25 protein-coding genes and 1 riboswitch are annotated in these 23,990 nt (G+C 70.8%); of the genes, 12 read left to right on the top strand and 13 right to left on the bottom strand.

Annotated features, from left to right (window positions below; translation table 11 throughout):
• Positions 1 to 63 precede the first annotated feature (63 nt).
• A complete protein-coding gene (locus ABT070_RS21495) occupies positions 64 to 795 on the top strand; it encodes a dienelactone hydrolase family protein (protein WP_351762968.1) in 732 nt (243 codons plus the stop codon).
• Positions 796 to 1,045: 250 nt separating this feature from the next.
• On the opposite strand, the gene ABT070_RS21490 is transcribed toward ABT070_RS21495, so the two are convergent.
• The gene (locus tag ABT070_RS21490; protein ID WP_351762966.1) at positions 1,046 to 1,309 is read right to left on the bottom strand and encodes a hypothetical protein; all 264 of its coding nucleotides are present in this window, start codon (positions 1,307 to 1,309) and stop codon (positions 1,046 to 1,048) included.
• Positions 1,306 to 1,530: a hypothetical protein gene (locus tag ABT070_RS21485; RefSeq protein ID WP_351762964.1), complete on the bottom strand. Its 225-nt coding sequence runs from the start codon at positions 1,528 to 1,530 to the stop codon at positions 1,306 to 1,308. The genes ABT070_RS21490 and ABT070_RS21485 overlap by 4 nt, the downstream gene beginning before the upstream one ends.
• Positions 1,531 to 1,645: 115 nt before the next feature.
• On the opposite strand from ABT070_RS21485, the gene ABT070_RS21480 reads away from it, so the two are divergent.
• From ABT070_RS21480 to ABT070_RS21470, 3 genes are all read left to right on the top strand, one after another.
• On the top strand, positions 1,646 to 2,488 hold the full coding sequence (locus ABT070_RS21480; protein WP_351762962.1) for a helix-turn-helix domain-containing protein: 843 nt from the start codon (positions 1,646 to 1,648) through the stop codon (positions 2,486 to 2,488).
• Entirely contained in the window at positions 2,469 to 2,735 is a 267-nt protein-coding gene (locus tag ABT070_RS21475) for a DUF397 domain-containing protein (protein ID WP_351762959.1), read from the top strand. The genes ABT070_RS21480 and ABT070_RS21475 overlap by 20 nt, the downstream gene beginning before the upstream one ends.
• Before the next feature lie 276 nt (positions 2,736 to 3,011).
• Positions 3,012 to 3,845 carry a hypothetical protein gene (locus tag ABT070_RS21470; RefSeq protein WP_351763359.1) on the top strand — a complete coding sequence of 278 codons (834 nt, stop codon included), beginning with the start codon at positions 3,012 to 3,014 and terminating at the stop codon, positions 3,843 to 3,845.
• A 124-nt stretch (positions 3,846 to 3,969) separates the two neighbouring features.
• On the opposite strand, the gene groL is transcribed toward ABT070_RS21470, so the two are convergent.
• The 4 genes from groL to thrC all read right to left on the bottom strand — a co-directional run bounded on the left by groL (position 3,970) and on the right by thrC (position 8,378).
• Positions 3,970 to 5,592, bottom strand: coding sequence for a chaperonin GroEL (groL, locus tag ABT070_RS21465; protein WP_351762956.1), 1,623 nt, complete (start codon positions 5,590 to 5,592; stop codon positions 3,970 to 3,972).
• Between the two features lie 345 nt (positions 5,593 to 5,937).
• Positions 5,938 to 6,144 carry a cold-shock protein gene (locus ABT070_RS21460; RefSeq protein ID WP_007493268.1) on the bottom strand — a complete coding sequence of 69 codons (207 nt, stop codon included), beginning with the start codon at positions 6,142 to 6,144 and terminating at the stop codon, positions 5,938 to 5,940.
• 508 nt (positions 6,145 to 6,652) lie between these two features.
• Positions 6,653 to 6,928 (bottom strand): MoaD/ThiS family protein, encoded by a 276-nt coding sequence (locus ABT070_RS21455; RefSeq protein ID WP_351762954.1) that lies wholly within the window; start codon positions 6,926 to 6,928, stop codon positions 6,653 to 6,655.
• A gap of 133 nt (positions 6,929 to 7,061) precedes the next feature.
• On the bottom strand, positions 7,062 to 8,378 hold the full coding sequence (gene thrC, locus ABT070_RS21450; RefSeq protein WP_351762951.1) for a threonine synthase: 1,317 nt from the start codon (positions 8,376 to 8,378) through the stop codon (positions 7,062 to 7,064).
• Between the two features lie 18 nt (positions 8,379 to 8,396).
• Positions 8,397 to 8,562: riboswitch (SAM riboswitch) on the bottom strand.
• A 169-nt stretch (positions 8,563 to 8,731) separates the two neighbouring features.
• Here thrC and ABT070_RS21445 point away from each other — a divergent pair.
• Complete coding sequence (locus ABT070_RS21445) at positions 8,732 to 9,676, top strand: glucosyl-3-phosphoglycerate synthase (RefSeq protein WP_351762949.1); 945 nt, start codon at positions 8,732 to 8,734, stop codon at positions 9,674 to 9,676.
• Positions 9,677 to 9,792: 116 nt separating this feature from the next.
• Positions 9,793 to 11,205, top strand: coding sequence for an alpha,alpha-trehalose-phosphate synthase (UDP-forming) (locus ABT070_RS21440; RefSeq protein ID WP_351762947.1), 1,413 nt, complete (start codon positions 9,793 to 9,795; stop codon positions 11,203 to 11,205).
• Here ABT070_RS21440 and otsB read toward each other — a convergent pair.
• The 3 genes from otsB to ABT070_RS21425 all read right to left on the bottom strand — a co-directional run bounded on the left by otsB (position 11,193) and on the right by ABT070_RS21425 (position 13,774).
• On the bottom strand, positions 11,193 to 12,065 hold the full coding sequence (gene otsB, locus ABT070_RS21435; RefSeq protein WP_351762944.1) for a trehalose-phosphatase: 873 nt from the start codon (positions 12,063 to 12,065) through the stop codon (positions 11,193 to 11,195). The genes ABT070_RS21440 and otsB overlap by 13 nt on opposite strands.
• 27 nt (positions 12,066 to 12,092) lie before the next feature.
• Positions 12,093 to 12,341 carry a DUF3263 domain-containing protein gene (locus ABT070_RS21430; protein ID WP_351762941.1) on the bottom strand — a complete coding sequence of 83 codons (249 nt, stop codon included), beginning with the start codon at positions 12,339 to 12,341 and terminating at the stop codon, positions 12,093 to 12,095.
• A gap of 143 nt (positions 12,342 to 12,484) precedes the next feature.
• A complete protein-coding gene (locus tag ABT070_RS21425) occupies positions 12,485 to 13,774 on the bottom strand; it encodes an ABC transporter substrate-binding protein (protein WP_451100781.1) in 1,290 nt (429 codons plus the stop codon).
• 165 nt (positions 13,775 to 13,939) lie between these two features.
• Here ABT070_RS21425 and ABT070_RS21420 point away from each other — a divergent pair, with 165 nt between their 5' ends.
• From ABT070_RS21420 to ABT070_RS21410, 3 genes are all read left to right on the top strand, one after another.
• Positions 13,940 to 14,881 (top strand): ROK family protein, encoded by a 942-nt coding sequence (locus tag ABT070_RS21420; RefSeq protein ID WP_351762936.1) that lies wholly within the window; start codon positions 13,940 to 13,942, stop codon positions 14,879 to 14,881.
• Positions 14,881 to 16,116, top strand: coding sequence for an N-acetylglucosamine-6-phosphate deacetylase (gene nagA / locus ABT070_RS21415; protein ID WP_351762934.1), 1,236 nt, complete (start codon positions 14,881 to 14,883; stop codon positions 16,114 to 16,116). Before ABT070_RS21420 ends, nagA begins: the two co-directional genes overlap by 1 nt.
• 139 nt (positions 16,117 to 16,255) lie before the next feature.
• Positions 16,256 to 17,185: a 1-phosphofructokinase family hexose kinase gene (locus ABT070_RS21410; RefSeq protein WP_351762931.1), complete on the top strand. Its 930-nt coding sequence runs from the start codon at positions 16,256 to 16,258 to the stop codon at positions 17,183 to 17,185.
• Positions 17,186 to 17,210: 25 nt separating this feature from the next.
• Here ABT070_RS21410 and ABT070_RS21405 read toward each other — a convergent pair whose 3' ends face one another.
• Both ABT070_RS21405 and cdgB read right to left on the bottom strand, forming a co-directional pair.
• The gene (locus tag ABT070_RS21405) at positions 17,211 to 18,161 is read right to left on the bottom strand and encodes a carbohydrate-binding protein (RefSeq protein WP_351762929.1); all 951 of its coding nucleotides are present in this window, start codon (positions 18,159 to 18,161) and stop codon (positions 17,211 to 17,213) included.
• 120 nt (positions 18,162 to 18,281) lie between these two features.
• Positions 18,282 to 19,949: a diguanylate cyclase CdgB gene (gene cdgB, locus ABT070_RS21400; RefSeq protein WP_351762926.1), complete on the bottom strand. Its 1,668-nt coding sequence runs from the start codon at positions 19,947 to 19,949 to the stop codon at positions 18,282 to 18,284.
• A gap of 364 nt (positions 19,950 to 20,313) precedes the next feature.
• On the opposite strand from cdgB, the gene ABT070_RS21395 reads away from it, so the two are divergent.
• Together ABT070_RS21395 and ABT070_RS21390 are read left to right on the top strand one after the other, a co-directional pair.
• Complete coding sequence (locus tag ABT070_RS21395) at positions 20,314 to 20,904, top strand: flavin reductase family protein (RefSeq protein WP_351762923.1); 591 nt, start codon at positions 20,314 to 20,316, stop codon at positions 20,902 to 20,904.
• 50 nt (positions 20,905 to 20,954) lie between these two features.
• Positions 20,955 to 21,431: a GNAT family N-acetyltransferase gene (locus ABT070_RS21390; RefSeq protein WP_351762920.1), complete on the top strand. Its 477-nt coding sequence runs from the start codon at positions 20,955 to 20,957 to the stop codon at positions 21,429 to 21,431.
• Between the two features lie 192 nt (positions 21,432 to 21,623).
• On the opposite strand, the gene ABT070_RS21385 is transcribed toward ABT070_RS21390, so the two are convergent.
• Both ABT070_RS21385 and arfB read right to left on the bottom strand, forming a co-directional pair.
• Positions 21,624 to 22,496: a sigma-70 family RNA polymerase sigma factor gene (locus tag ABT070_RS21385; protein ID WP_351762917.1), complete on the bottom strand. Its 873-nt coding sequence runs from the start codon at positions 22,494 to 22,496 to the stop codon at positions 21,624 to 21,626.
• 126 nt (positions 22,497 to 22,622) lie between these two features.
• Positions 22,623 to 23,060, bottom strand: a complete 438-nt coding sequence (arfB, locus tag ABT070_RS21380) for an alternative ribosome rescue aminoacyl-tRNA hydrolase ArfB (RefSeq protein WP_351762914.1) — start codon at positions 23,058 to 23,060, stop codon at positions 22,623 to 22,625.
• Between the two features lie 205 nt (positions 23,061 to 23,265).
• On the opposite strand from arfB, the gene ABT070_RS21375 reads away from it, so the two are divergent.
• A complete protein-coding gene (locus ABT070_RS21375) occupies positions 23,266 to 23,841 on the top strand; it encodes a TerD family protein (RefSeq protein ID WP_351762911.1) in 576 nt (191 codons plus the stop codon).
• Positions 23,842 to 23,990: the final 149 nt, after the last annotated feature.

The following is a 23,990-nucleotide window of genomic DNA, read 5'->3' as shown; positions in this document are numbered from 1 at the left end:
GTCACGGTCGGGCGGTAGGTCGTCCGGGAGCGCCGTTCCAGCGCACTCCCGAAAGGCACGACCATGCAGTTCACTTCCGAGCGACGCCTCGACGACGGCGTCCTCGAACGCGAATTCACCCTCGGCGAGATCCCCGGCATCCTGTGGACGCCCGGATCCGCATCCGCACCGGCGCCGCTGATCCTGATGGGCCACCCCGGCGGAATGCACAGGATGTACCCCCGACTGGCGGCCCGGGCCCGGCACTCCGCGGCGGAGGGCTTCGCCACGGCCACCATCGAACTCCCCGGAGGCGGTGACCGGCCCCGTTCCGCCGCCGCCGAGCAGGCCCGCGCCGACCTGCGCCGGGCGCTGGAGGCCGGCGAGCCGGTCGACGACGAGATCGTGGACCGGCTCGTCCTCCCGCTGGTCGAAAAGGCGGTCCCGGAATGGCAGACCACCCTGGACGCCCTCCTCTCGCTGCCCGAGATCGGCGGCCCGGTCGGATACTCGGGGGGAGTGATCGCCATCGGGACCCGGCTGGCGGTGGTCGAACCGCGCATCTCGGCCGCCGTTCTGTTCGCCGGGAGTTTCGTGCCTCGCGCCCTGTTCGAGGAGGCCCGGCAGGTCACCATCCCGCTGCACGTCCTGCTGCAGTGGGACGACGAAGGGAACGACCGGCAGCAGGCCCTGGACCTGTTCGACGCCTTCGGCTCCAAGGAGAAGACGCTGCACGCCAATCTGGGCGGGCACACCGGCGTCCCGCAGTTCGCGGGGGACGCCGCGGCCCAGTTCTTCGCCCGGCACCTGAGCTAGCCGCCGACCGCCCCCGCCGTCGGACCGGCAGCAGACGGTAGGCGGCGCCAGCCGGAACGCCGCTCATCGAGGACAGGCCCCGGCCCTCCCCGATGACCGCGCCCGGCGGCTGCACAACCGCCCCGACCGCGGCGGTACCGGCCATCGGCGGTACCGCCCGGTCGGGGCGACGCCCGGCCACCAGCGCCACATCCCCCGCGGACCTCCGCGGCCTCGGCGGCCTCGGCGACCGGCCCACCGCCCAGGTCGATCAGGGTGCGGGGCATCGGCCACCTCCGTCCGTACACGGGGGCACCTCCCGCCGGCCGACGGCCTCGCGGGACCAGGTGTCGCGATTCAACCGCCGCACCCTCTCCCGCAGCACCTCGGCGGGCGCCACCTCTTCCACGTCCTCCGGCGGACAGTCCCACTCCCGCCCGCCACCCACCGGCCGCAGCACCACCCGGCCCTCCAGCCGCTCCATGACCTCCCCGATCCGCCCGCTCCTCGCGTCCAGGACGTACGCCCCGCTCACGCGTCGGCCCCCGCCCCCCGCAGCGCCGCCGCCAGCCGCGAGGCCACGCCCAGGTTGCAACGGCCCAGATCCACCAGGGCGTACGGGTCACCGTGCGCGCCCGAGACCGGGTCGATCCGCAGCGACGGCAGGATGATCCCCGCGTCGTGCAAGGCCGCCCGCAGTTGCTCCACGGCCTCCTGAACCGTCCGTGCGGGCCGGTCACCCGTTGTCGTCCCCATCTCGCCCATCCCTCCACGCTGAGTGTTCCCGTTCACCACACAGCGTGTCCGCCATGCTCCTAACCTGGCCAGATACGGCGTCCCAACAACCCCACCTGTGTGACAGGGAGTCGCTATGCCTGGCCCGAAAGGTCTCGACCCGTCGTCGTCGCCACGCGCACTGCTGGGCGCGGAACTACGCCACGCCCGCGAGAAGAAGGGCCTCAGCCAGTCCGAACTGGGCGAGCCGCTCTTCGTCAGCGGGTCGTTCATCGGCCAGTTGGAGGCCGGGACGCGAAGACTGCACCTCGAATACGCCGTCCAGGTGGACGAGATCCTGGGCACGAGCGGGTTCTTCGAGCGCAACTGCAAGGCCCTGGCCACGTCGAGGTACCCCGACCACTTCGTGGAGGCGGCGGAGGCGGAGGCGATCGCCACGGCGATCAGCGAGTACGCGCAGATGCTGATCCCGGGCCTGTTACAGACGAAGGCGTACGCCACCGGCGTGTTCCGCGCATACAAGCCGACAGCCCTGGACGGCGAGATCGACGATCTGGTCGCGACCCGCCTCGAACGCGCGAGCCTCCTCGCCGATCCAACAACCCCGTTGTTGTGGGTGATCCTCGATGAGGCGGTGCTCCGCCGAGAGGTCGGCAGCGGGACAGTGATGGCGGAGGCCCTGCATCACGTGGCAGACCTGGCCCGTCGACGCCGGATCATCGTGCAAGTGCTGCCGTTCGGTGCCGGAGCGCACGCGTCGATGCACGGCTCCCTGAAGCTCATGGAGTTCGAGGACGCACCCCCGCTCTCCTTCGTGGAGGCACCGGATATGGGAAAGCTCCTGGACGACCCGGCCACAGTCGCCCGCCACACCTTGATGTTCAACCTGCTCCAGGCAACGGCACTTTCGCCGCAGCAGTCCCTGGCCCTGCTGGAGTCGGTGGCGCAGGATTACGAGCATGGAGAAGAGCACCCATGAGTACGACCTGACCGCCGCAACCTGGCACAAGTCCAGCTACAGCGGCGGCGAGGGCGGCAACTGCCTGGAGGTCGCGCGCTGGCGCAAGTCGACGTACAGCGGCGGCGACGGCGGCAACTGCCTGGAGGTCGCCCCCGGCCACCCCGCCCTCGTCCCCGTCCGGGACTCCAAGGTCCCCCTCGGCCCGAAGCTCGTGTTCCGGGCCGAGGCGTGGTCCGCGTTCGTGGAGAACCTCAAGGTGGACTGATCCGCACTCGCCCCGAAGCTCAAGCGCCCAGCGCCGAGCCCTCTTTGCATGGAACGGGTCAGGGGTCTCAACCCACCCTCCCACCCGGAGAGTTGACGTGAAGTGACCGACTTGCCACGGAAGGTCACCACGCTCTAGCGTGCGCATAACGAAACAGCCCCCGCCAGGTGCGCCAACACCTGCGGGGGCTTGACCTACAAGATCGAAAGCAGTCGATCCGTGGCTGAAGCCAAGCTTAGTGCCGCCTCCCCGCTCGCGCACGTATCCCCGCACCCGATGGCCAATCCGGGTTACGGAAAACGCTCCGCACCGGGCCAACTCCGCCGCACCCGTCACGACTTCACGCACCTCCCGCCCCGCGAGGCGGCCATCGCCGCGTACCTCGACCGCCTCCCCGACGGCACCGACATCTCCGTGAAGACGCTGGCCAAGCAGCTCCCGTACGGCCAGTGCGCCCTCCGCACAGCCCTCAACCGCATCCAGCAGGCCGGGCACCTGAGGCGGGGCCGGGAACGCATGGCGACCGCTTCGGGCGAGTCGCGCTGGATCACCCGAACGTGGTTCACCCGTACCGCGCGTGACGACGGCTGGTGGGTGACCTTCACGCGAGGTGACGTACCGGAAGACGCGCCGGACCCCGAACGAGCCCGGCCCGCCACCCGCTCCCGGGCCCACATCCTGCTCGCCGCCCTCGGCCGTACCGCCCCCGCCCTCTCCCTCTCCGCAGTGGACTGCGCGCGGCTCGCTCCGCTGGTGGAGGAGTGGTTCGCCCGCGGGGCCACCGAGGGCACGCTCCTCGCCGCCCTCACCGCCGGCCTGCCGACCCCGGTCCACAGCCCCGCAGCCCTGCTCCACCGCCGCCTGACGGACAAAATCCCACCGGAGCCACCCGCCCCACGCCCGCCCCGCCGGATACTGGAGTGCGCGGAGTGCGGGGTGCCGGGGCAGCCCGAGGCGCTGCCGGGAGGCGTGTGCGGCGGCTGCCGGGGTGAACGCAGACCCGCTCACCCCCCGGCGCCCGTACGCAGCTCGACCGTCCACGCCCACACGGCGGGCATCCGAGCCGCGATGTCCCAGCGACGCCCGGAGAGGACAGCGACGTCCCGATGACTCCACCGCACACACCGGCAGGCGTGCACCCGTTCGCATCCCGGAAACGCCCGAAGGCGGCACCCCCCGTTTCCGGGAAGTACCGCCTTCGGTGTGAAGGACAGGCGATCAACCGTGAGGTCGATCAGAAGTCCATGTCACCGCCCGGCATACCGCCGCCGGCCGGCGCGGACGCCTTCTCCGGCTTGTCGGCGATGACGGCCTCGGTGGTGAGGAACAGCGCGGCGATGGACGCGGCGTTCTGCAGGGCAGAGCGCGTGACCTTCGCCGGGTCGATGATGCCTTCGGCGATCATGTCGACGTACTCGCCGGTCGCGGCGTTCAGGCCGTGACCGATGGGCAGGTTGCGGACCTTCTCGACGACGACGCCACCCTCGAGACCACCGTTGACGGCGATCTGCTTCAGCGGGGCCTCGAGCGCGATGCGCACGGCGTTGGCGCCGGTCGCCTCGTCACCCTCGAGCTCCAGCTTCTCGAAGACTGCGGCAGCCTGGATGAGCGCAACGCCACCACCGGCGACGATGCCCTCCTCGACGGCGGCCTTCGCGTTGCGGACGGCGTCCTCGATGCGGTGCTTGCGCTCCTTGAGCTCCACCTCGGTGGCGGCGCCGGCCTTGATGACCGCGACACCGCCGGCGAGCTTCGCCAGGCGCTCCTGCAGCTTCTCGCGGTCGTAGTCCGAGTCGCTGTTCTCGATCTCGGCGCGGATCTGGTTGACCCGGCCGGCGACCTGGTCCGAAGAGCCGGCACCGTCGACGATGGTGGTCTCGTCCTTGGTGATGACGACCTTGCGGGCCTTGCCCAGGAGGTCCAGGGAGGTGTTCTCGAGCTTGAGACCGACCTCCTCGGAGATGACCTCGCCACCGGTGAGGATGGCGATGTCGTTCAGCATCGCCTTGCGGCGGTCGCCGAAGCCCGGGGCCTTGACCGCGACGGACTTGAAGGTGCCGCGGATCTTGTTGACGACCAGCGTCGACAGCGCCTCGCCCTCGACGTCCTCGGCGATGATCAGCAGCGGCTTGCCGCCCTGCATGACCTTCTCGAGGAGCGGGAGCAGGTCCTTGACGTTCGCGATCTTGGAGTTCGCGATCAGGATGTACGGGTCGTCGAGGACGGCCTCCATACGCTCCATGTCGGTGGCGAAGTACGCCGAGATGTAGCCCTTGTCGAAGCGCATACCCTCGGTGAGCTCCAGCTCCAGACCGAAGGTCTGGGACTCCTCGACGGTGATGACGCCTTCCTTGCCGACCTTGTCCATCGCCTCGGCGATGAGCTCGCCGATCTGGGTGTCGGCGGCGGAGATGGAGGCCGTGGAAGCGATCTGCTCCTTGGTCTCGACATCCTTGGCCTGCTCGAGCAGGGCACCGGAGACGGCCTCGACGGCCTTCTCGATACCGCGCTTGAGGGCCATCGGGTTGGCGCCGGCGGCTACGTTGCGCAGGCCTTCCTTGACCAGGGCCTGGGCGAGGACGGTCGCGGTGGTCGTACCGTCACCGGCGACGTCGTCCGTCTTCTTGGCGACTTCCTTGACCAGCTCTGCGCCGATCTTCTCGTACGGGTCCTCGAGCTCGATCTCCTTGGCGATGGAAACACCATCGTTGGTGATCGTGGGTGCGCCCCACTTCTTCTCGAGGACGACGTTGCGGCCCTTGGGGCCGAGCGTCACCTTCACGGCGTCCGCGAGCTGGTTCATGCCGCGCTCGAGGCCGCGCCGTGCCTCCTCGTCGAACGCGATGATCTTGGCCATGTGAAGTGGTCCTCCCGGACTGGGGTGGATTGCTCCGGACCGCGCTGGCGCCCGCGACGGACGGCTCGCCGGCCTCGTGGTTCCTTGCCCCACCTGGCCTGCGGGCCTCACCGACCCGGTCCTCGTTGTCACTCTCACCTTCAGAGTGCTAACGCCAATGATTAGCACTCGACCCATGAGAGTGCAAGCGCCTCCGCCGGACCCGTGCCCTTCCGGACACCCCTCACGGACGTCTCACCGGCGTCGCGCGGACGCCCCCGGACAGACCGAAGGGCTCGCACCCGGTGGAGGTGCGAGCCCTTCGTCAGATGTACAGAAGAACGACGCTTTCAGTCGGCGCGTGCTTCAGCCGGTCGCGAGCCGGACCATGTCCGCCTGCGGCCCCTTCTGACCCTGCGAGATCTCGAAATCGACCCGCTGACCCTCTTCCAGGGTGCGGTAGCCGTCCATCTGAATCGCGCTGTAGTGGACGAAAACATCCGCACCACCGTCGACCGCGATGAAGCCGTACCCCTTCTCCGCGTTGAACCATTTGACGGTGCCCTGAGCCATGCCTAACTCCCCTATTACTGGCCCTTGCACAGATCCACACTTCGCGGATCCGGGTCAGACCTCACCCCCCGGTTGGCTTGGGGGCGTGCGCCGGAACGCGTCGACCGCGGCCGAATGTATCTGTCCAACTGCCCTCTGCAACAGGTCAGTCGGACGAGAATTCCGGACGCATGGGATCCGGAATGTGGCGAGAATTCGCCTGAATTGAGGGCAAGTCGGGCCCTGCATAAGCCGCAAAAGCCACGAAAGAGGCGCGCACATTGGCTGCTTCTTGTCGGGCGTGGGGCGGAAATCAAAGACTCCGGATCCGGTGATTCGGACCGGGTTCCCCAACTGTACCGCGCTCAACCACACTGAATTGCCCCCTCCGCTTCTATCGCGGAGAGGGCAATTCGATGAACGCTCGGTAATCGCTGTTACCGACGGTTACTACCGATGGGTACTGAACGACGGTCAGTCATCGCCCGACGGTCGCTCGACCGGCGGCCGACCATCGGCCGACCGTCGGTCAGCCGCCGGCGACGGCCGGGATGATCGAGACGCCGGCGCCGTCCGGGGTGGCCGTCTCCAGACCCTGCTCGAAGCGGACGTCGTCGTCGTTCACGTACACGTTGACGAACCGGCGCAGCTTGCCCTGGTCGTCGAGAACCCGGGCGGCGATGCCGGTGTGGTTCTTCTCCAGATCGGAGATGACCTCGCCGAGGGTGGCTCCCTGGGCACTCACCTCGGCCTGGCCTCCCGTGTAGGTGCGCAGGATGGTGGGGATGCGGACGTTGACGCTCATGTCTGGTGATCTCCGGTCGGTAGGGGGCCACAGGGGCGCGGGGCCGTGCGGATCGTGCGGCTGCCGCCGCGTGGGCGCGACCGGTTCGCGCCGGTCCGCAGCGCACATACGGTCTGGTGGCGGAGCGCCCCGCTCATGACGCGAGGCCGGCCTCGCGGAAGGAGTCGAGGTTCGGACGGATGGTCGCGGTCAGGCCGGTGCCGGCCACCGCGTCCAGGGTCTTCAGTCCGTCGCCCGTGTTGAGGACGACGGTCGTCCTGGTCGGGTCCAGAAGGCCGTTCTCGATCAGCTTGCGCGTCACCCCCACCGTGACACCACCGGCGGTCTCCGCGAAGATGCCCTCGGTCCGCGCCAGCAGCTTGATCGCGTCGACGATCTGCTCGTCGTTCACGTCCTCCACCGCGCCGCCGGTGCGCCGCGCGATGTCGAGGACGTACGGACCGTCCGCCGGGTTGCCGATGGCCAGCGACTTGGCGATGGTGTCCGGCTTCTGGGGGCGGACCACGTCGTGCCCGGCCTTGTAGGCGACGGACACCGGGGAGCAGCCCTCGGCCTGCGCGCCGAAGATCTTGTACGGCCTGTCCTCGACCAGCCCGAGCTTGATCAGCTCCTGGAGGCCCTTGTCGATCTTCGTCAGCTGCGAGCCGGAGGCGATCGGCACGACCAGCTGGTCCGGCAGCCGCCAGCCGAGCTGCTCGCAGATCTCGTACGCCAGCGTCTTGGAACCCTCGGCGTAGTACGGCCGCAGGTTGACGTTGACGAAGCCCCAGCCCTCGCCCGCCGAGTCGCCGATGAGCTCGGAGCAGAAGCGGTTGACGTCGTCGTAGTTGCCCTCGATGCCGACGAGCTCGCCGCCGTAGATGGCGGCCATGACGACCTTGCCCTGCTCCAGGTCGTGCGGGATGAACACACAGGACCGGAAGCCCGCACGGGCGGCGGCGGCGCCGACGGCTCCGGCCAGGTTGCCCGTGGAGGAGCAGGAGAGCGTGGTGAAGCCGAACGCGCGAGCGGCCTCGATGGCCTGGGCGACGACCCGGTCCTTGAAGGAGTGCGTCGGGTTGCCCGAGTCGTCCTTGACGAAGAGCTTGCCGGCGTCGACGCCCAGCTCGCGGGCGAGGTTGTCGGCCTGGACGAGCTTGGTCCAACCGGGGTTGATGTTGGGCTTGTCGGCCACGTCCGCGGGGACGGGCAGCAGCGGCGCGTAGCGCCAGATGTTCGCGGGTCCCGCCTCGATGCGCTTGCGGAGCTCCTCCGTGTCGTAGGAGGAGAAGTCATACGCGATCTCGAGCGGGCCGAAACATTCCTCGCAGGCGAACACCGGGCCGAGGGGCACGCGGTGACCGCACTCGCGGCAGTTCAACGCCGCGGCCGGACCGAGGTCGACAGCAGAGGACGTCGTAGAGTCGGTGGTGCTTGCACCCGTGGTGCTTGCAACAGTCTGCGCAGCCATGTGAGGCGAGGCCCTTTCTCCTCATCTTCCTCACGACGCATCTCGCCGTGAGACGGATTTGGCACCTTCCCGAGCCGGGAGCCTCGCGGAGCGATCACCACATGTGTCAGTGATCGTCACGAGACCGGCTGGAGGGTTGCCGGGGCTTCATCGGGCCGTATCCCTCTGCCCCTCTGGATGAGCGGTATGAAGTTGTGGACGGGGGCGACCTCGGACATGCGATGGTCATCCGCGTTGTTCAAGACTGTAACCGAAGGCCAGGACAGTTGAGATAGTCGTCCGAACCGCGAGATGGATCACACGGTCACCTTCTGTGCACCCGGTGTGATCACGACAGTGAGGAGCCGCAGACTGTGCTTCCAGAAACTGAGCGCTGGCTGGCCACCCGCTCCTGGTCCGTGACCGATCGTCCGCTGCACCGGATCCTGGCGGCGAAGCGCGCCACGAACCAGTCGGTGTCCGTCGTCCTGCCCGCGCTGAACGAGGAGGAGACGGTCGGCGACATCGTCGCGATCATCCGTCACGACCTCATGCACCAGGTCCCGCTCGTCGACGAGATCGTGGTCGTCGACTCGGGATCCACCGACCGCACCTCCGAGGTCGCCGCGGCGGCCGGCGCACGGGTCGTCCACCGGGACGACATCCTGCCGCGCCTGCCGGCCGTGCCCGGCAAGGGCGAGGTCCTGTGGCGCTCGCTGCTGGTCACCACCGGGGACATCGTCTGTTTCATCGACGCCGATCTGAGGGAGTTCTCCTCCGACTTCGTCTCGGGGATCGTGGGCCCGTTGCTCACCGACCCCGGGGTGGATCTGGTCAAGGGCATGTACGACCGTCCGCTGGGCGGCGCGGCCGGCCAGGGCGGGAGGGTCACCGAGCTGATGGCCCGCCCGCTGCTCAACATGCACTGGCCGCAGCTGGCCGGGTTCGTGCAGCCGCTCGGCGGGGAGTACGCGGCCCGCCGCGCTCTGCTGGAGCAGCTGCCGTTCCCCGTCGGTTACGGCGTGGAGCTGGGCATGCTGGTGGACGCCCTGCACCTGGTGGGGCTCGACGCCCTGGCCCAGGTCGACATCGGCGTGCGCAAGCACCGGCACCAGGACGGTCAGGCGCTGGGCCGGATGGCGGCGGCCATCTACCGCACCGCCCAGCTCCGGCTGGCCCGCGGGCACCTGGTCCGCCCGTCCCTCACCCAGTTCGAACGGAGCGCGGACGGCTTCGAGCCGCGCACGTACTCCGTGGACACCGAGGAACGGCCGCCGATGGCGGAGATCGCGGAGTACGCGACCCGCAAGGTCGCGTGAGCGTCGGACGGGCCGTATACGGCATGCCGCCGGCAGCGGCGACACGGCCGGACACGGCCCGTCCACACAGCGCGACCGTACGTTTGAGCGTTTCCCGACCGGGCTAGGTTGGGCGTATGGCTTCCACGCACGACACTGCCGCCCGGGCCGCCGAGGTGCTGGTCGCGTCCAACCGCGGCCCGGTCTCCTACGAGGTGCGCGAGGACGGCTCGCTGCACGCGAAACGCGGCGGCGGCGGGCTGGTCTCCGGCCTGTCGGCCATCGGGCCCGACACGGGCGCCCTCTGGGTGTGCTCGGCGCTCTCCGACGGCGACCGGGAGGCGGTCCTGCGCGGGGTCGGCGAGGAGGGCGTGCGCATGCTGGCCGTTCCGGCCGACGTGCACGCCGACGCGTACAACGGCATCGCCAACTCCGTGCTGTGGTTCATCCACCACCTGCTCTACCAGACACCGCTGGAGCCCGCCTTCGACGCGGAGTTCCGCCGCCAGTGGGCGTCGTACGAGACCTACAACCGGGCGTTCGCGGAGGCGCTGGCGGAGGAGGCGGCGGACGGCGCGGCGGTCCTCGTCCAGGACTACCACCTGTGTCTGGTCCCCGGGATGCTCCGCGAGCTCCGCCCCGACCTGCGCATCGCCCACTTCTCGCACACGCCGTGGGCGCCCGTGGACTACTTCGCGCTGCTGCCGGGGGACATCCGCGAGCAGCTGCTGCACGGGATGCTCGGCGCGGACCGCCTGGGCTTCCTCACCCGTCGCTGGGCGGACGCGTTCACCGCGTGCTGTACGGAGTTCGCCGACGGCCCGGGCAAGACGCGGATCGGCGTCCACGGCCTCGGCGCGGACGCCGACTTCCTGCGCGCCCGCTCGCACGAGCCGGACGTCGACGAGCGCCTGGCCGCCCTCCGCGAGGAGATCGGCGAGGGCCGCAAGGCGATCGTCCGCGTCGACCGCACCGAGCTGTCCAAGAACATCGTGCGCGGGCTCCTGGCCTACCGGCAGCTGCTCGACGACCACCCGGAGTGGCTCGAACGGGTCGTCCACGTGGCCTTCGCCTACCCGTCCCGCCAGGACCTCGCCGTCTACCGCGACTACACGGCCGAGGTGCAACGCCTGGCCGAGGAGATCAACGCCCGGTACGGCACACCCGGCTGGACCCCGGTCCTGCTGAACCTCAAGGACGACTTCGCCCGCTCCCTCGCCGCCTACCGGCTGGCCGACGTGGCCCTGGTGAACCCGATCCGCGACGGCATGAACCTGGTCGCCAAGGAGGTCCCGGTCGTCTCCGACGAGGGCTGCGCGCTGGTCCTGTCCCGGGAGGCGGGGGCCTACTGGGAGCTGCGCGAGGACGCGATCACGGTCAACCCGTACGACGTCCTGGAGACCGCCCGCGCCCTGCACGAGGGGCTGACCATGAAGCCGGAGGAGCGGGCCGAGCGCACGAAGCGGCTGTCCGCGGCGGCGACCGCGCTTCCCCCGGCCCAGTGGTTCCTGGACCAGCTCAACGCCCTGCGGGAGATTCAGCCGAACTGAGCGGCCAGCTCCCGCAACAGCCGTACGACGCCGGCGGGGCCGTCGACGACGAGGTCCGCGCGTTCGGCCAGTTCGCCGACCTCCGTGCTGCCGCTGCACACCAGCAGTCCGGGGAAGCCGTCCGAGCGCAGCTTCTCCACGGCGGCGAACGCGGGCAGGTCGCCGAGGTCGTCACCGGCGTAGAGGACGGACCGCGCGCCGGTCTCGCGGACGTGCTCCAGCAGGGCGACGCCCTTGTCCATGCCCGGCGGGCGCAGCTCGAGGACCATCCGGCCGGGTTCGACGATCAGGCCGTGCCGGGTGGCCAGCTCGGTGAGCGGACCCCGCAGGGCCTCGAAGGCGGCCCTGGGGTCGTCGGCGCGGCGGGTGTGGACGGCGACGGCCCGGCCGCCCTTCTCCTCGACCGAGACACCCGGCCGGTCCCCGGCGGCGGCCAGTACCCGCGGCAGTTCGGCGCGGACGGCGGCCACTCCCGGGTGCGGGGCGGGGGCGCTCAGGGTGCCGGTGCGGGCGTCCCAGCGTTCGGCGCCGTAGTGGCCGAGGACGGAGAGGTGCTCCAGTCCTTCGGCCCCGGCGAACCCGCCGTGCCGTACGGCGACCTCGGCGGGCCGCCCCGTGATGACGGCCACGGCGGCGACCTTCGGCGCGAGGGCCGTGAGCGCGGGGACGGCGTCGGGGTGCGCCCGGGCGTCCTCCGGGTTCTCGACGATCGGCGCGAGGGTGCCGTCGAAGTCGAGCGCGACGAGGGTGGTGGAGGGCCGGCCGACGATCGCGTCGAGTGCGGCGCGGCCCGCCGGGGTGACCGGAACGGGGAGAGGAAGGGGGTCGGGTTCCGTGGAGTGCGTCTCGTGGGTGCCCATACGGCGACGATAACCAACGCGGGCCCGCTACTGGCGCTCCCCCCGCCTCGCCTCCCGCACCCTGCGCAGTCTGTTCACCGTGACCGGGTCGTGGGCCAGGGCGCGCGGGTCGTCCAGGAGGGCGTTGAGGAGCTGGTAGTAGCGGACCGGGGACAGGCCCAGTTCCTCGCGTATCGCCCGTTCCTTCGCGCCGGGGCCGGAGAACCCGCGCCGCTCCAGGGCGAGGATGTCCCGCTCCCCCGCCCCCAGCTCGTCCGCTTCCGCTCGCCGCTCCATGTCCGCACGGTAGCGCCCGGCACCGACAGCGGCTCAGCGGCCCGGCCCGGCAGCCGCGCAGCCCGGCCCGGCAGCCCGATCCCGCGGCGCGGCCCGGTCCGGCTCGTGCCCGCCGGCTGTCCGGCGCGTCTCGCGGGCCCGGCTCAGCCGTCGGAGTCGGCGTCCAGCGTCGCGGCCGTGGTCTGGAGCTGGCCCAGGACGCCGGCCGGGTCGCCGTTCGCGGTCACGGCCTGGCCGATCCGCTTCTTGATCTCCGCGCTGACCTTCGCCCAGGAGGTCCGTCCGACGGGGTAGGTCTCGGAGAGCGCGAGCTGGTCGAGGAACGGCTTGAGGTCGGCGTCCTCCTCGGCCGCGCCCATGACCTGGGAGGCCGAGTTGGTGACCGGCAGCAGGTCGTACTCGCGGGAGAAGTCCAGCACGTTCTTCTCGCTGTAGACGTAGTCGAGGAAGTCGCCGACCTGCTCGGCGTGCCCGTTCTGCTTGAAGGCGGTCATCCAGTCGGCGACGCCCATGGAGACCTTCGTCGGGCCGGCGACGCCGGGCATCGGCACCATGCCGAACTTCACGCCCTTACTCTCGGCCGCCTTCATCAGCGAGGGGTGCCCGTTGAGCATGCCCACGTCGCCGGCGGCGAACGCGGTGAACGCGGCGGCCCGGTTCAGCTTGTCCGGCGCGACCGGTCCGGTGAGGCCCTTGCCGACCAGGTCGTCCTTCAGCCAGTCGAAGGTCTCCACGTTCTCGGTGGAGTCGATGCTGTAGGCGCTGACGGTCTGGGTGTAGCCGCCCCCGCCGCTGAGCAGCCACTGGAGGGTCTCGGCCTGCGCCTCCTCGGAGCCGAGGGGCAGCGCGTACGGGTACTTCACGCCCTCGTCCTTGAGCGCCTTCGCGTCCTCGGCGAGCTCGGCCCAGGTGGTCGGCGGGGTCAGGCCGGCCTTCGCGAAGAGGGTCTTGTTGTAGAAGAGCAGCCGCGTGGAGGAGGCGAACGGCATGCCGTACTCCACCCCGCGCACCTCGCCCGCGTTGGCGAGCTGGGACACGAAGTCGGCCTCGACGGGGATGGAGAGCACATCGCTCACCTTGTAGAGCCGGTCGGCGGCCGCGTAGTCGGCGTAGGCGCCTATCTGGGCCATGTCGGGGGCATCGCCCGCGTCGACCATCGCCTTGACCTTGGCGTCCACGTCGTTCCAGGAGTAGACGCTCACGTCGACGGTGACGCCGGGGTGGTCCTTCTCGTACGCCTCGACGAGCTTGTCCCAGTACTTCTTGGAGCTGTTGGCGCTGCTGTCGCCGTAGTCGGCGGCGACGAGTCTCAGCGTGACGTCGTCGGAGTCTCCGGACAGTCCGCAGCCGGTGAGGACCGCAGCCATGCCGAGGGCGGACACCCCCGCGACCGCTCCCGTGATCGTTCCTGACTTCCGTGCCCGCCGCTGCACCGTGATGCTCCCAACTGATTGATCATACCAATGGACCGTTATCCGGATTAAGGTCTACACCACCCTTGTGGACTAGACCTCTTTCGGGCCTCCGGGGCGGCACGGTACCCCCAAGAGCCGCGAGTGGACTAGACCTCTTGCGGGTCCTCGGTCCACACTGTCTCCGTGAGACATGTCATCGCCCTGGACGTGGGCGGCACCGGGATGAAGGCCGCCCTGGTCGGCGCGGACGGCGCACTGCTGCACCGGGCCCGCCGGCCCACCGGCCGTGAGCGCGGACCCGACGCGGTCGTCGCCGGCATCCTCGACTTCGCCGCCGAGCTGCGCGGACACGGCGTCCGGCAGTTCGGCGAACCCGCGGCCGCGGCGGGCGTCGCCGTGCCCGGCATCGTCGACGAGGCGAACGGCCTCGCCGCCTACGCGGCCAACCTGGGCTGGCGGGACGTACCCCTGCGCGCGCTGCTCGCCGACCGCCTCGACGCCCCCGTCGCCCTCGGGCACGACGTGCGCACCGGCGGCCTCGCCGAGGGCCGGATCGGTGCGGGCCGGGGCGCGGACCGGTTCCTGTTCGTGGCGCTGGGCACCGGCATCGCCGGCGCGATCGGCGTCGACGGCCGGGTCGAGGCGGGCGCCCACGGCTTCGCGGGCGAGATCGGCCACATCGTCGTACGGCCCGGCGGAATCCCGTGTCCGTGCGGTCAGCACGGCTGTCTGGAGCGCTTCGCGTCGGCGGCGGCGGTCAGCGAGGCCTGGGCGGCGGCCTGCGGAGAACCGGAGGCGGACGCCGCGGACTGCGCGAAGGCCGTCATGTCCGGCGACCCGAACGCCGTCCGGATCTGGCAGACGGCCGTGGACGCGCTCGCCGACGGCCTGGTCACCGCCCTCACCCTGCTGGACCCCCGCACGCTCGTCATCGGTGGCGGCCTCGCGGAGGCGGGGGAAACCTTGTTCACACCACTGAGGGACGCGGTCCGCCGACGGGTGACCTTCCAGAAACTGCCGGAGATCGTCCCGGCGGCCCTGGGCGACAGCGCGGGCTGCCTGGGCGCGGGCCTACTGGCCTGGGATCTCCTCAACACAACCGACGGTATGGAGGTATCACCCTGATGGCCACCCCCCTAGGGGCGCGGGGAACTGCGCGAAAAGCCACCACGCACCCGCAGCCCGCAACCGGCGCCCGGCGGCAGGTACTCGCGGGCGCCAGGGTGGTCCTGCCCACGGGCACGGTCCCCGACGGCCGTGTCATCGTCGACGGCACGAAGATCGCCGCCGAAGCCCCGCACGAGCCCCCGTTCGGGAGCCCGCGGGGAACCGCGACGGTGATCGACGTGACGGGCCACTGGCTGGTTCCCGGCTTCGTCGACCTGCACAACCACGGCGGCGGCGGCGCCTCCTTCTCCGGCACGGCCGAGGACGTCCAGAAGGCCATCCACACCCACCGGCTGCACGGCACCACCACCCTCGTCGCCTCGACCGTCACCGACGACATGGACTTCCTGGTCCGTCAGGCCGGCCTGCTGAGCGAGCTGGCCGAGCAGGGCGACCTGGCCGGCATCCACTTCGAGGGCCCCTTCATCTCGCCGTGCCGCAAGGGCGCGCACTCCGAGGAACTGCTGCGCGACCCCGACCCGGCGGAGGTGCGCAAGCTGATCGACGCGGCGCGCGGCCGGGCGAGCATGGTCACCCTCGCGACGGAACTCCCCGGCGGCCTGGACTCCGTACGGCTGCTCGCCGAGCACGGCGTGATCGCCGCCGTCGGACACACGGACGCGACGTACGAGCAGACGGTTCAGGCCATCGAGGCCGGAGCCACCGTCGCCACGCACCTCTTCAACGCGATGCCGCCGCTCGGCCACCGCGCCCCCGGCCCGATCGCCGCGCTCCTGGAGGACGAGCGGGTGACGGTCGAGCTCATCAACGACGGCACGCACCTGCACCCGGCCGCACTGGAGCTGGCGTTCCGTCACGCCGGTCCGGGCCGGGTGGCGTTCATCACCGACGCGATGGACGCGGCCGGCATCGGCGACGGCCGTTATCTGCTCGGCCCGCTGGAGGTCGAGGTCAGCGAGGGCGTGGCCCGGCTGGTGGAGGGCGGCTCGATCGCGGGCTCCACCCTCACCCAGGACCGTGCCTTCCAGCGGGCGGTGACGATCGACCGGCTGTCCGTCGAGGACGTGGTCGCCGCGCTGTCCGCCAACCCGGCCCGGCTGCTGGGCATCGACGACACGGTGGGCTCGCTGGAACCGGGCAAGGACGCCGACCTGGTCCTGCTGGACGAGAACTTCGAGCTCAAGGGCGTGATGCGCAAGGGGAATTGGGTGGTGGATCCCCAACTGGCCTGAAACGTACCCCCGCACAGGGACGGTGGCCGACCCGCGCACTGGGCCGGTCGCCGTCTGTTTGGCATGATCAGGCCTGTGGAGACCGGAAAAGTTCCGGAACCGTTCATGCGGGCATGCCATCAGGGGGAGGTCGGGCCAGGTGATCCTCACCGTCACCCTGAACACCGCTCTCGACCTCACGTATCGCGTGCCCGCGCTGCGGCCGCACGCCTCGCACCGGGTCACCGACGTGCGGGAACGGCCCGGCGGCAAGGGGCTGAACGTCGCCCGGGTGCTGGCCGCCCTCGGTCACGAGGTGACGGTGACCGGTTTCGTGGGCGGCCCCACCGGCCGCGTCGTACAGGAACGCCTCACCGCCACGACCGGGATCGTGGACGCGCTCGTGCCGGTCGCCGGGTCCACCCGCCGCACGGTCGCCGTCGTCGACGCCCGCACCGGTGACACGACCCAACTGAACGAACCCGGCCCGGTGATCGCGCCGCCCGAGTGGTCCGCCTTCCAGGAGGCGTACGAGGAACTGCTCGTCGGCGCCGACGCGGTGGCCCTGTGCGGCAGCCTCCCGCCGGGGGTGCCGGTGGGCGCGTACGCGGTCCTGGTGCGGCGCGCACGGGCGGCCGGCGTCCCCGTACTGCTGGACACGAGCGGAGAGCCGTTGCGCCGCGGGGTCGCCGCCCGCCCGGACATCGTCAAGCCGAACGCCGTCGAACTGGCCGAACTCACCGGCTCGCACGAGCCGTTGCAGGCAACCCGGGACGCCCGCAGACGCGGCGCGCATGCCGTCGTGGCCTCGCTGGGCGTCGAAGGCTTTCTCGCGGTCACCCCGGAGGGCCGCTGGCGCGCCGCCCCACCGCGTCGCGTCCACGGCAATCCGGCCGGCGCGGGCGACTCGGCGGTCGCGGGCCTGTTGTCCGGCCTGGTGGAACGCCTCCCCTGGCCGGACCGCCTGTCCCGCGCGGTGGCCCTGTCGGCGGCGACCGTGGCGGCCCCGGCGGCGGGCGAGTTCGACCGCGCCGCCTACGAGGAGCTGCTCGGCCGGATCACGGTGACCTCGGAGGCCACCGCGGCCTGAACCCGGCCTGAAGGGCGGCGGCCGGTCAGTTCTTGACCTGACCGGCCTTCAGGTACAGCTGGTCCAGCAGGACGTTGCACTTGTCGCCGTCCTGGCAGGAGACGGAGATCGTGTTGGTGCCCTTGGTCAATGTGGGCCAGGAGTAGGTCTTCGTCCAGCCCTTGGCGAAGTCGCCGTCCTTGGCATGGGCGAAGTTACCCAGGTTGAACTTGCTGCCGAACGTCTTGCCGTTGACGGTGAGCGTCATCGACTGGTCTTCACCGGCCGCGCTGTAGTGCGCGAACACGGTGTACGTACCGTCCGAAGGAATGCCGTTGACCGTCCAGGTGACGGAGTTGCCGACCTGGTTGAGGTTGCCGACATAGACCCCGCCGTCCGCCTGCGCGCCCTCGACGTCCGAGGCCAGGGCGGCGCTGCCACCGAGGTTCAGCGCCTTCGCGTCGACCGTCGGCAGCTCGGCCTCGTCAGCGTCGTCGTCGGCCGACTTGCTGGGCGAGGGGTCCGTGGAGGCGGAGGCCGAGGCGGAGACCTGGTCGCTCGCCTTGTTGTCGTCGGAGCCGTCGTCGCCGTTCGCCATGGCCACCGCGATGCCGATCACGACCGCGGCGACGACCGCGACCGCGCCGATCAACAGGCCCTTGGTGTTGGGTCCGCGGCCACGGCCGCCGCCCTGCGCGGCCTGCCGGCCGGTGGAGGGCCCGGCGCCGCCGGGGAAGCTCTCGGGCGCCGCGTAGTGCGCGTTCGGCTGGCCGTACCCGCCCTGCTGCTGAGGCACCGTCGGCTGCTGGCCGTACTGCGCGGTCTGCTGCTGACCGTACTTGCGCTCGCCGACCGCGCGCACTCTGCTGACCGAGTTGGGGTAGCCGTAGCCACCGCCGGAGGGCGGCTGCGCGCCGTTGGCCTGGCCGTCGGCGTAGAGGTAGCCGAACGGGTCGTCGTCCTCGGGCGTACTCGCGCCGTTGTTGCCGGACGTCATCCCTTGGTACTCCTCAGCAAGTGCGGGTCGGATGCGATGGTGCGGTCAGACTGGCGAGCCTACCCGCTCCGGATGGCCCAAACAGGTGACTCTGATCGCATCAGCTCGCTGACCTGGTGATCATCCCGCACGCCGGTGCTGTTTGGGACGAGATCGTTTCTCGACGTACATGCGTTCGTCGGCGGACTTCAGCACTTCGTCCGCGGTCATCCCGCAATGTGCCCAGCCGATACCGAAGCTCGCGCCCACCCGCACGGCCCGGCCCTCGGCGCGGATCGGCTGGATGATCTCGTTGCGCAGCCGTACGGCCAGGTCGGCCGCGTCGGCACGGCCGAGGCCGTCGGCGAGGATCACGAACTCGTCGCCGCCGAGCCGGGCGACCGTGTCGCCGTCGCGGACCTGGCGGGAGAGCCGGCGGGCGACCTCGATGAGGACCGCGTCGCCGGCGTTGTGGCCGAACCGGTCGTTGATCGACTTGAAGCCGTCGAGGTCGCAGAAGAGGACCGCGAGCCCCTTGGTGCCGTCGTCGTGCCCCTCCTCGGGGGCGGCGGTGTGCACATGGTGGTCGTAGCCGTCGAAGGACTCGGTGCCGCCGGGCCGGTAGTCGAAGCCGTGCCCGTTGGCGTCGAAGGCGGCGTGGCCGTAGGCCGTGTCCATGGCGTCGACGGCGGCGGGGTGGGTGGACAGGGGGCGCTGACAGAGCCGGGCGGAGAGGCGCGAGCGCAGTTCGGCGGAGTTCGGCAGTCCGGTGAGGGAGTCGTGCGAGGCGCGGTGGGCGAGCTGGAGCTCGCGGCGCTTGCGGTCCTCTATGTCCTCGACGTGGGTGAGGAGGAAGCGGGGCCCGTCGGCCGCGTCGGCGACGACGGAGTTGCGGAGGCTGACCCAGACGTAGGTGCCGTCCCGGCGGCCGAGGCGGAGTTCGGCGCGTCCACCTTCGGCGGAGGTGCGGAGCAGGGTGCCTATGTCCTCGGGGTGGACGAGGTCGGAGAACGAGTAGCGGCGCATCGCGGAGGCGGGGCGGCCCAGCAGGCGGCACAGGGCGTCGTTGGTCCGGAGTATCCGCCCGTGCTGGTCGCCGCCCATCTCGGCTATCGCCATGCCGGAGGGGGCGTACTCGAAGGCCTGCCGGAAGCTTTCCTCACTGGCGCGCAGGGCCTGCTGCTCGCGTTCGAGCCGGACCAGTGCCCGCTGCATATTCGCACGTAGACGCGCGTTGCTCACGGCGATGGCGGCCTGGAAGGCGTACATCTGGAGGGCTTCGCGCCCCCACGCGCCGGGCCGGCGGCCGTTGCGCGGCCGGTCCACGGACAGGACGCCTATCAGCTCACCGCAGGTGCCCCCGCTGCCGGGCGCTGCGGGCATGTACATGGGGGCGAAGAGACGGTCCGAGGGATGCCACTCGTCCTCGAAGCGGGGTGCGGGTCCGTCGGTGTACCACTGGGGAACGTCGTCGTCGTCGAGGACCCAGCCCTCGGTGTGGGGTATGAAGATCAGGTCGCCCCAGGTCTCCCCCATGGCGAGGCGCCGGTCCCAGGAGTCGCGCGAGCCGACCCGGCCGGTGATGAGGGCCTCTGCGGCCGGATTGCCGGCGAAGGCGGCGACCACGAGATCGCCGTCGGGGCGCACGAGATTGACGCACGCCAGCTCGTACCCGAGTGCCGTGACCACGCCGTCGGCGACGGTCTGCAAGGTGTCGGCCAGACTGCGGGCCGTGTTCATGTCGGCCATGACCTGGTGCAGCTGTCGCAGGGACGCAAGGCGGACGTAAGGCTCCGACTCGGTCTCCATGTGTTTCGCCCTCCCCCCGAGACTTCGCAGCGAATCAAGGGTTGTCTTCGGCGTAACGTCGTTTCTGGTGCTGTGTTGTCGGTGTGTGTCTCCTTGTGACGCCTCCGCCACTGAATCACAGCGCGCTGCCCACTCGGTACACAGGGTCAACAATTAATGCTTCTTGTGACTCAAGTCACAGGTGAAGATGAACATTTGAGTAGAGTTTCCGCGTTTTCCTGTGTGTTTCCTGAACACGGACAGACACGAACAGGCCCGGACCGGCACCGGATCGGAGCCGGCAGGAATCGGTCCACGGTCCTACGACCCTACTCGGGCGGAGGTCCGATGCGGCGCGCACCGGGCGGACACTAGCGTTTCGGACATGCCCCCAGACGTACTCGAGCCTGCTGCGCTCAAGACCGTGTCCGACACCCTCTCCAGGCATGCTGAGGGAGTGAGCAACGACGAGTTCCGCGCCGCCATGTCCCGGCTCGCCGACGGCGTGGTCCTGGTGACCGCCCGGGAACCGTCCCTCGACCCGGACGACCCCGGGGCGCCGGACGGCGAGGACGTCGGCATGACCGCGACGGCGTTCATGTCGGTCTCCCTGGACCCCCCACTGGTTCTGGTCTCTCTGCGCACGGGCTCCCGCATGGACGACCTGCTCGACGAGCAGCCGCTGTGGGCGGTGTCGGTGCTGTCCGAGAGCCAGCGGCACATCGCCGGCCGCTTCGCCATGAAGGGCCGCATCAGCGACCGGCTGCTCTTCGAGGACCTCCCGTGCGCCCGCGGCGAGGTCGCCGGCGCGCTCCTGCTCGGCGGCTCCCTGGCGACCCTGGAGTGCCGCACCGAGCAGCGGGTCACGGCCGGCGACCACACCCTGGTGATCGGACGCGTGCTCACCGCGTCGACGCCGAGCGCGAGCGACGGTCCGCTGCTGTACTTCCGGGGCCGTTACCGGCACTTGGGGTGACGGCGGAAATGCCGTGGCCCGCCCGGCGAGCGGCCTCCTAGGGTGCCCGCATGACGACTTCAGAGCCCCGACTCGAGAAACTGACCCCCTCGAACTTCGAAGCCGCGACCGGCATTCGGGTCCGCCCCGACCAGGAGTTCGCGGTCTCTGCGGTGATGCAGTCGCTCGCGGAGGCCTACGTCCATCCCCCGGGCGTCGCCTGGCCGCGCCTGATCATGGACGGCGACCGGCCCGTCGGCTTTCTGATGGCCTTCCTCGACATCGACTGGAACGGGCGCGGCGACGGCGGCCCGGTCCGCTCCGGACTGTGGCGGCTGAACATCGCCGCCGGCGAACAGGGCCGCGGATACGGCCGGTTCGCCGTGGACTCCGTCGCCGCCGAACTGCGCCGCCGGGGCGCCGAGGAGATGTACGTGACCTGGCACGAGGGCGCGAACGGCCCCGAGGACTTCTATCTCAAGCTCGGCTTCCGGAAGAACGGGGAGACCAGCGAGGGGGAGACGGTCGGCGTCCTCTCACTGGACTGACCACCACCCCCGGCCCCGGCGCCCGTCCATCCGACCCAGGAGCCCGCCCGTCCGGCCCCGGCGCCCGTCCGTCCGGCCCAGGAGCCCGCCCGTCCGGCCCCGGCGCCCGTCCATCCGACCCAGGAGCCCGTCCGTCCGGCCCAGGAGCCCGCCTCCGGCCCCGGCGCAAGACTTCCCGTCCCGTCTCGACAACTACAGCAGGGCCACGTCCAGTTCGGAGATGCGGCCGAGGTCGGCCACGACGTCGATCACGGCGATCCGGCCACCGCGTACGAACGTGAAGCTGATCGTCCGCTCCACCCGGTCGTCGAACAGCACCGCCAGTCCGGTCGCGCCGTCGATGAGGGCGGGCCGGGCCACGGCCCCGACGAAGGCGAAGCTGGACGCGCCCGACGCGACCGCCGCCGCGCCCGTGACCACGCCGGCCTCGGAGCGGGCCACGACGTCCGGGTCCAGCACGGCGAGCAGCCCGTCGAAGTCCCCGTCCCGGGCGGCGGCCAGGAAGGCGTCGACGACCTTGCGCTGCCGGGCGAGATCGACGTCCGGCTCCTGGGCGCCCCGCACCCGGCGCCGGGCCCGGCTGGCGAGCTGCCGGGCGGCTTCCGGGGTCCGGTCGACGATGCTCGCGACCTCCTCGTAGGGCACGCCGAACAGGTCGTGCAGCACGAACGCCAGCCGTTCGCCGGGGGTGAGGGTGTCCAGGACGACGAGGAGCGCCACGCCCACGGAGTCGGCGAGCAGCGCGTCCTGCGCCGGATCGGCCACCTCGGACGACGCGGCCGACGAGGTCGGCGTCCAGTGCTCCAGCGGCTCCTCCGCACGGGAGCGGCGCGAGCGCAGCATGTCCAGGCAGACCCGGCCGACGACGGTCGTCAGCCAGCCCGCCAGGTTGTCGATCTCCCTGCCCGCGCTGCCGCCACCGCTCCGGCTGAGCCGTACCCACGCCTCCTGCACGGCGTCGTCGGCCTCGGTGGCGGACCCGAGCATGCGGTGCGCGACGGCACGCAGGCGGCTGCGGTGCGCCTCGAAGCGCTCGGCGAGGAAGTCGTCGTCGCCTGTTGCCATCGTTCGTCACATCCCTGCTCGCGATTGACTGTCTTGTAGCTGACGGACGGCGCACCCGAGATGTGACACGCGCACGCAAGGTGCCGGGAAATTCGATCAGTACCAGTCAGGAGCAGTCCCGCCCGGTCAGCCCCAGTCCCGCCCGTCCCGGCCCCGCTTCGTCTGCGAGCGCTGCTTCTTCTCCCGCAGCCGGCGCTCGTTGATCCCGCGCGGGATCCGGGTCGGCCGGCGCGGCTTGGGCGGCGGGGCGGTGGCCTCGGCGAGGAGGGTGGCAAGGCGTACGGCGGCGGTCTCGCGGTTGCGCCACTGGGAGCGGTGCTCGGAGGCGCGCACGGTGACGACGCCGTCGACCAGCCGACCGGCCAGCCGCTCGAGCGCCCGCGCCTTCCACACCTCGGGCAGTGCCTCGGTGCGCGCGAGGTCGAAGCGGAGCTCCACCTGCGAGTCACTGGTGTTGACGTGCTGCCCGCCCGGCCCCGAAGACCGCGAGAAACGCCACATGAGCTCGGCCTCGGGAAGCGAGACGGAGCCGCGGACGACATAGGGACCAGACATGCCGACCATGTTCCCGCTCCCGGCGCCCCCACGTCACGCGAATATCCCCGGTCCCCGGAACCCGTCGAGGGACGTCTTGGCAAAGAAAGTAAAGAAACGCGGAGTGGCGGGGAACCTTGAGCACCCTTCGCTGCGTTCATAGGGATAGCTGTAGCTTCGTGCCCGTACGAAGCCCCGTACGAAGCCGTACGCAACGAGGGAAGGACTCCCAACCATGGCTGTAAGCCTGTCCAAGGGTGGCAACGTCTCGCTCACCAAGGAGGCTCCGGGCCTGACCGCCGTCACTGTGGGCCTCGGCTGGGACGTCCGCACCACCACCGGCACGGACTTCGACCTCGACGCCTCGGCGATCGCGGTCAACCTCCAGGGCAAGGTCTACTCCGACGGTCACTTCGTCTTCTTCAACAACAAGCAGACGCCGGACCAGACCATCGTCCACACCGGCGACAACCGCACCGGCGAGGGCCAGGGCGACGACGAGGCGATCAACGTCAACCTGGCCGGTCTCCCGGCCGACATCGACAAGATCGTCTTCCCGGTCTCGATCTACGACGCGGAGAACCGCTCGCAGAACTTCGGCCAGGTCCGCAACGCCTACATCCGCATCGTCAACCAGGCCGGCGGCGCCGAGATCGCCCGCTACGACCTCTCGGAGGACGCGGCCACCGAGACGGCCATGGTCTTCGGCGAGCTCTACCGCAACGGCGCGGAGTGGAAGTTCCGCGCGGTCGGCCAGGGCTATGCCTCGGGCCTCGTGGGCATCGCCCAGGACTTCGGCGTCAGCGTCTGAGTCCCGCGCCCACGCGCACGCCTCTTCGGAGCCCCCGGCCACCCGGCCGGGGGCTCCGCGGCTTCCCCGGCCCGTCCGGCCTGCCCGGCTTGCCCGGCATGAAGACGCCGTCGGGACCGCGCAGGTGACATCCGGCGGGGCCGCGTGAG

Origin of the sequence: Streptomyces sp. NPDC002884 (assembly GCF_040295245.1) — a bacterium.
In the GTDB taxonomy this organism is placed as follows: Bacteria; Actinomycetota; Actinomycetes; order Streptomycetales; family Streptomycetaceae; genus Streptomyces.
The sequence above is the reverse complement of the archived record's forward strand: the minus strand, read 5'-3'. Positions and strand labels throughout refer to the sequence as shown.

Excerpts from the sequence above, each read along its gene's own strand:
- ABT070_RS21430 (WP_351762941.1), bottom strand. The coding sequence starts at position 12,341 with ATGGAGCGGCGAGCGGAAGCGGACGAGCTGGGGGCGGGGGAGCGGGAC.
- nagA (WP_351762934.1), top strand. The coding sequence starts at position 14,881 with ATGGCCACCCCCCTAGGGGCGCGGGGAACTGCGCGAAAAGCCACCACG.
- ABT070_RS21395 (WP_351762923.1), top strand. The coding sequence starts at position 20,314 with ATGCCCCCAGACGTACTCGAGCCTGCTGCGCTCAAGACCGTGTCCGAC.
- ABT070_RS21470 (WP_351763359.1), top strand. The coding sequence starts at position 3,012 with ATGGCCAATCCGGGTTACGGAAAACGCTCCGCACCGGGCCAACTCCGC.
- ABT070_RS21375 (WP_351762911.1), top strand. The coding sequence starts at position 23,266 with ATGGCTGTAAGCCTGTCCAAGGGTGGCAACGTCTCGCTCACCAAGGAG.
- ABT070_RS21485 (WP_351762964.1), bottom strand. The coding sequence starts at position 1,530 with ATGGGGACGACAACGGGTGACCGGCCCGCACGGACGGTTCAGGAGGCC.
- ABT070_RS21460 (WP_007493268.1), bottom strand. The coding sequence starts at position 6,144 with ATGGCTCAGGGCACCGTCAAATGGTTCAACGCGGAGAAGGGGTACGGC.
- ABT070_RS21390 (WP_351762920.1), top strand. The coding sequence starts at position 20,955 with ATGACGACTTCAGAGCCCCGACTCGAGAAACTGACCCCCTCGAACTTC.
- groL (WP_351762956.1), bottom strand. The coding sequence starts at position 5,592 with ATGGCCAAGATCATCGCGTTCGACGAGGAGGCACGGCGCGGCCTCGAG.
- cdgB (WP_351762926.1), bottom strand. The coding sequence starts at position 19,949 with ATGGAGACCGAGTCGGAGCCTTACGTCCGCCTTGCGTCCCTGCGACAG.
- ABT070_RS21495 (WP_351762968.1), top strand. The coding sequence starts at position 64 with ATGCAGTTCACTTCCGAGCGACGCCTCGACGACGGCGTCCTCGAACGC.
- otsB (WP_351762944.1), bottom strand. The coding sequence starts at position 12,065 with ATGGGCACCCACGAGACGCACTCCACGGAACCCGACCCCCTTCCTCTC.
- ABT070_RS21385 (WP_351762917.1), bottom strand. The coding sequence starts at position 22,496 with ATGGCAACAGGCGACGACGACTTCCTCGCCGAGCGCTTCGAGGCGCAC.
- ABT070_RS21480 (WP_351762962.1), top strand. The coding sequence starts at position 1,646 with ATGCCTGGCCCGAAAGGTCTCGACCCGTCGTCGTCGCCACGCGCACTG.
- ABT070_RS21475 (WP_351762959.1), top strand. The coding sequence starts at position 2,469 with ATGGAGAAGAGCACCCATGAGTACGACCTGACCGCCGCAACCTGGCAC.
- ABT070_RS21440 (WP_351762947.1), top strand. The coding sequence starts at position 9,793 with ATGGCTTCCACGCACGACACTGCCGCCCGGGCCGCCGAGGTGCTGGTC.
- thrC (WP_351762951.1), bottom strand. The coding sequence starts at position 8,378 with ATGGCTGCGCAGACTGTTGCAAGCACCACGGGTGCAAGCACCACCGAC.
- ABT070_RS21405 (WP_351762929.1), bottom strand. The coding sequence starts at position 18,161 with ATGACGTCCGGCAACAACGGCGCGAGTACGCCCGAGGACGACGACCCG.
- ABT070_RS21455 (WP_351762954.1), bottom strand. The coding sequence starts at position 6,928 with ATGAGCGTCAACGTCCGCATCCCCACCATCCTGCGCACCTACACGGGA.
- arfB (WP_351762914.1), bottom strand. The coding sequence starts at position 23,060 with ATGGTCGGCATGTCTGGTCCCTATGTCGTCCGCGGCTCCGTCTCGCTT.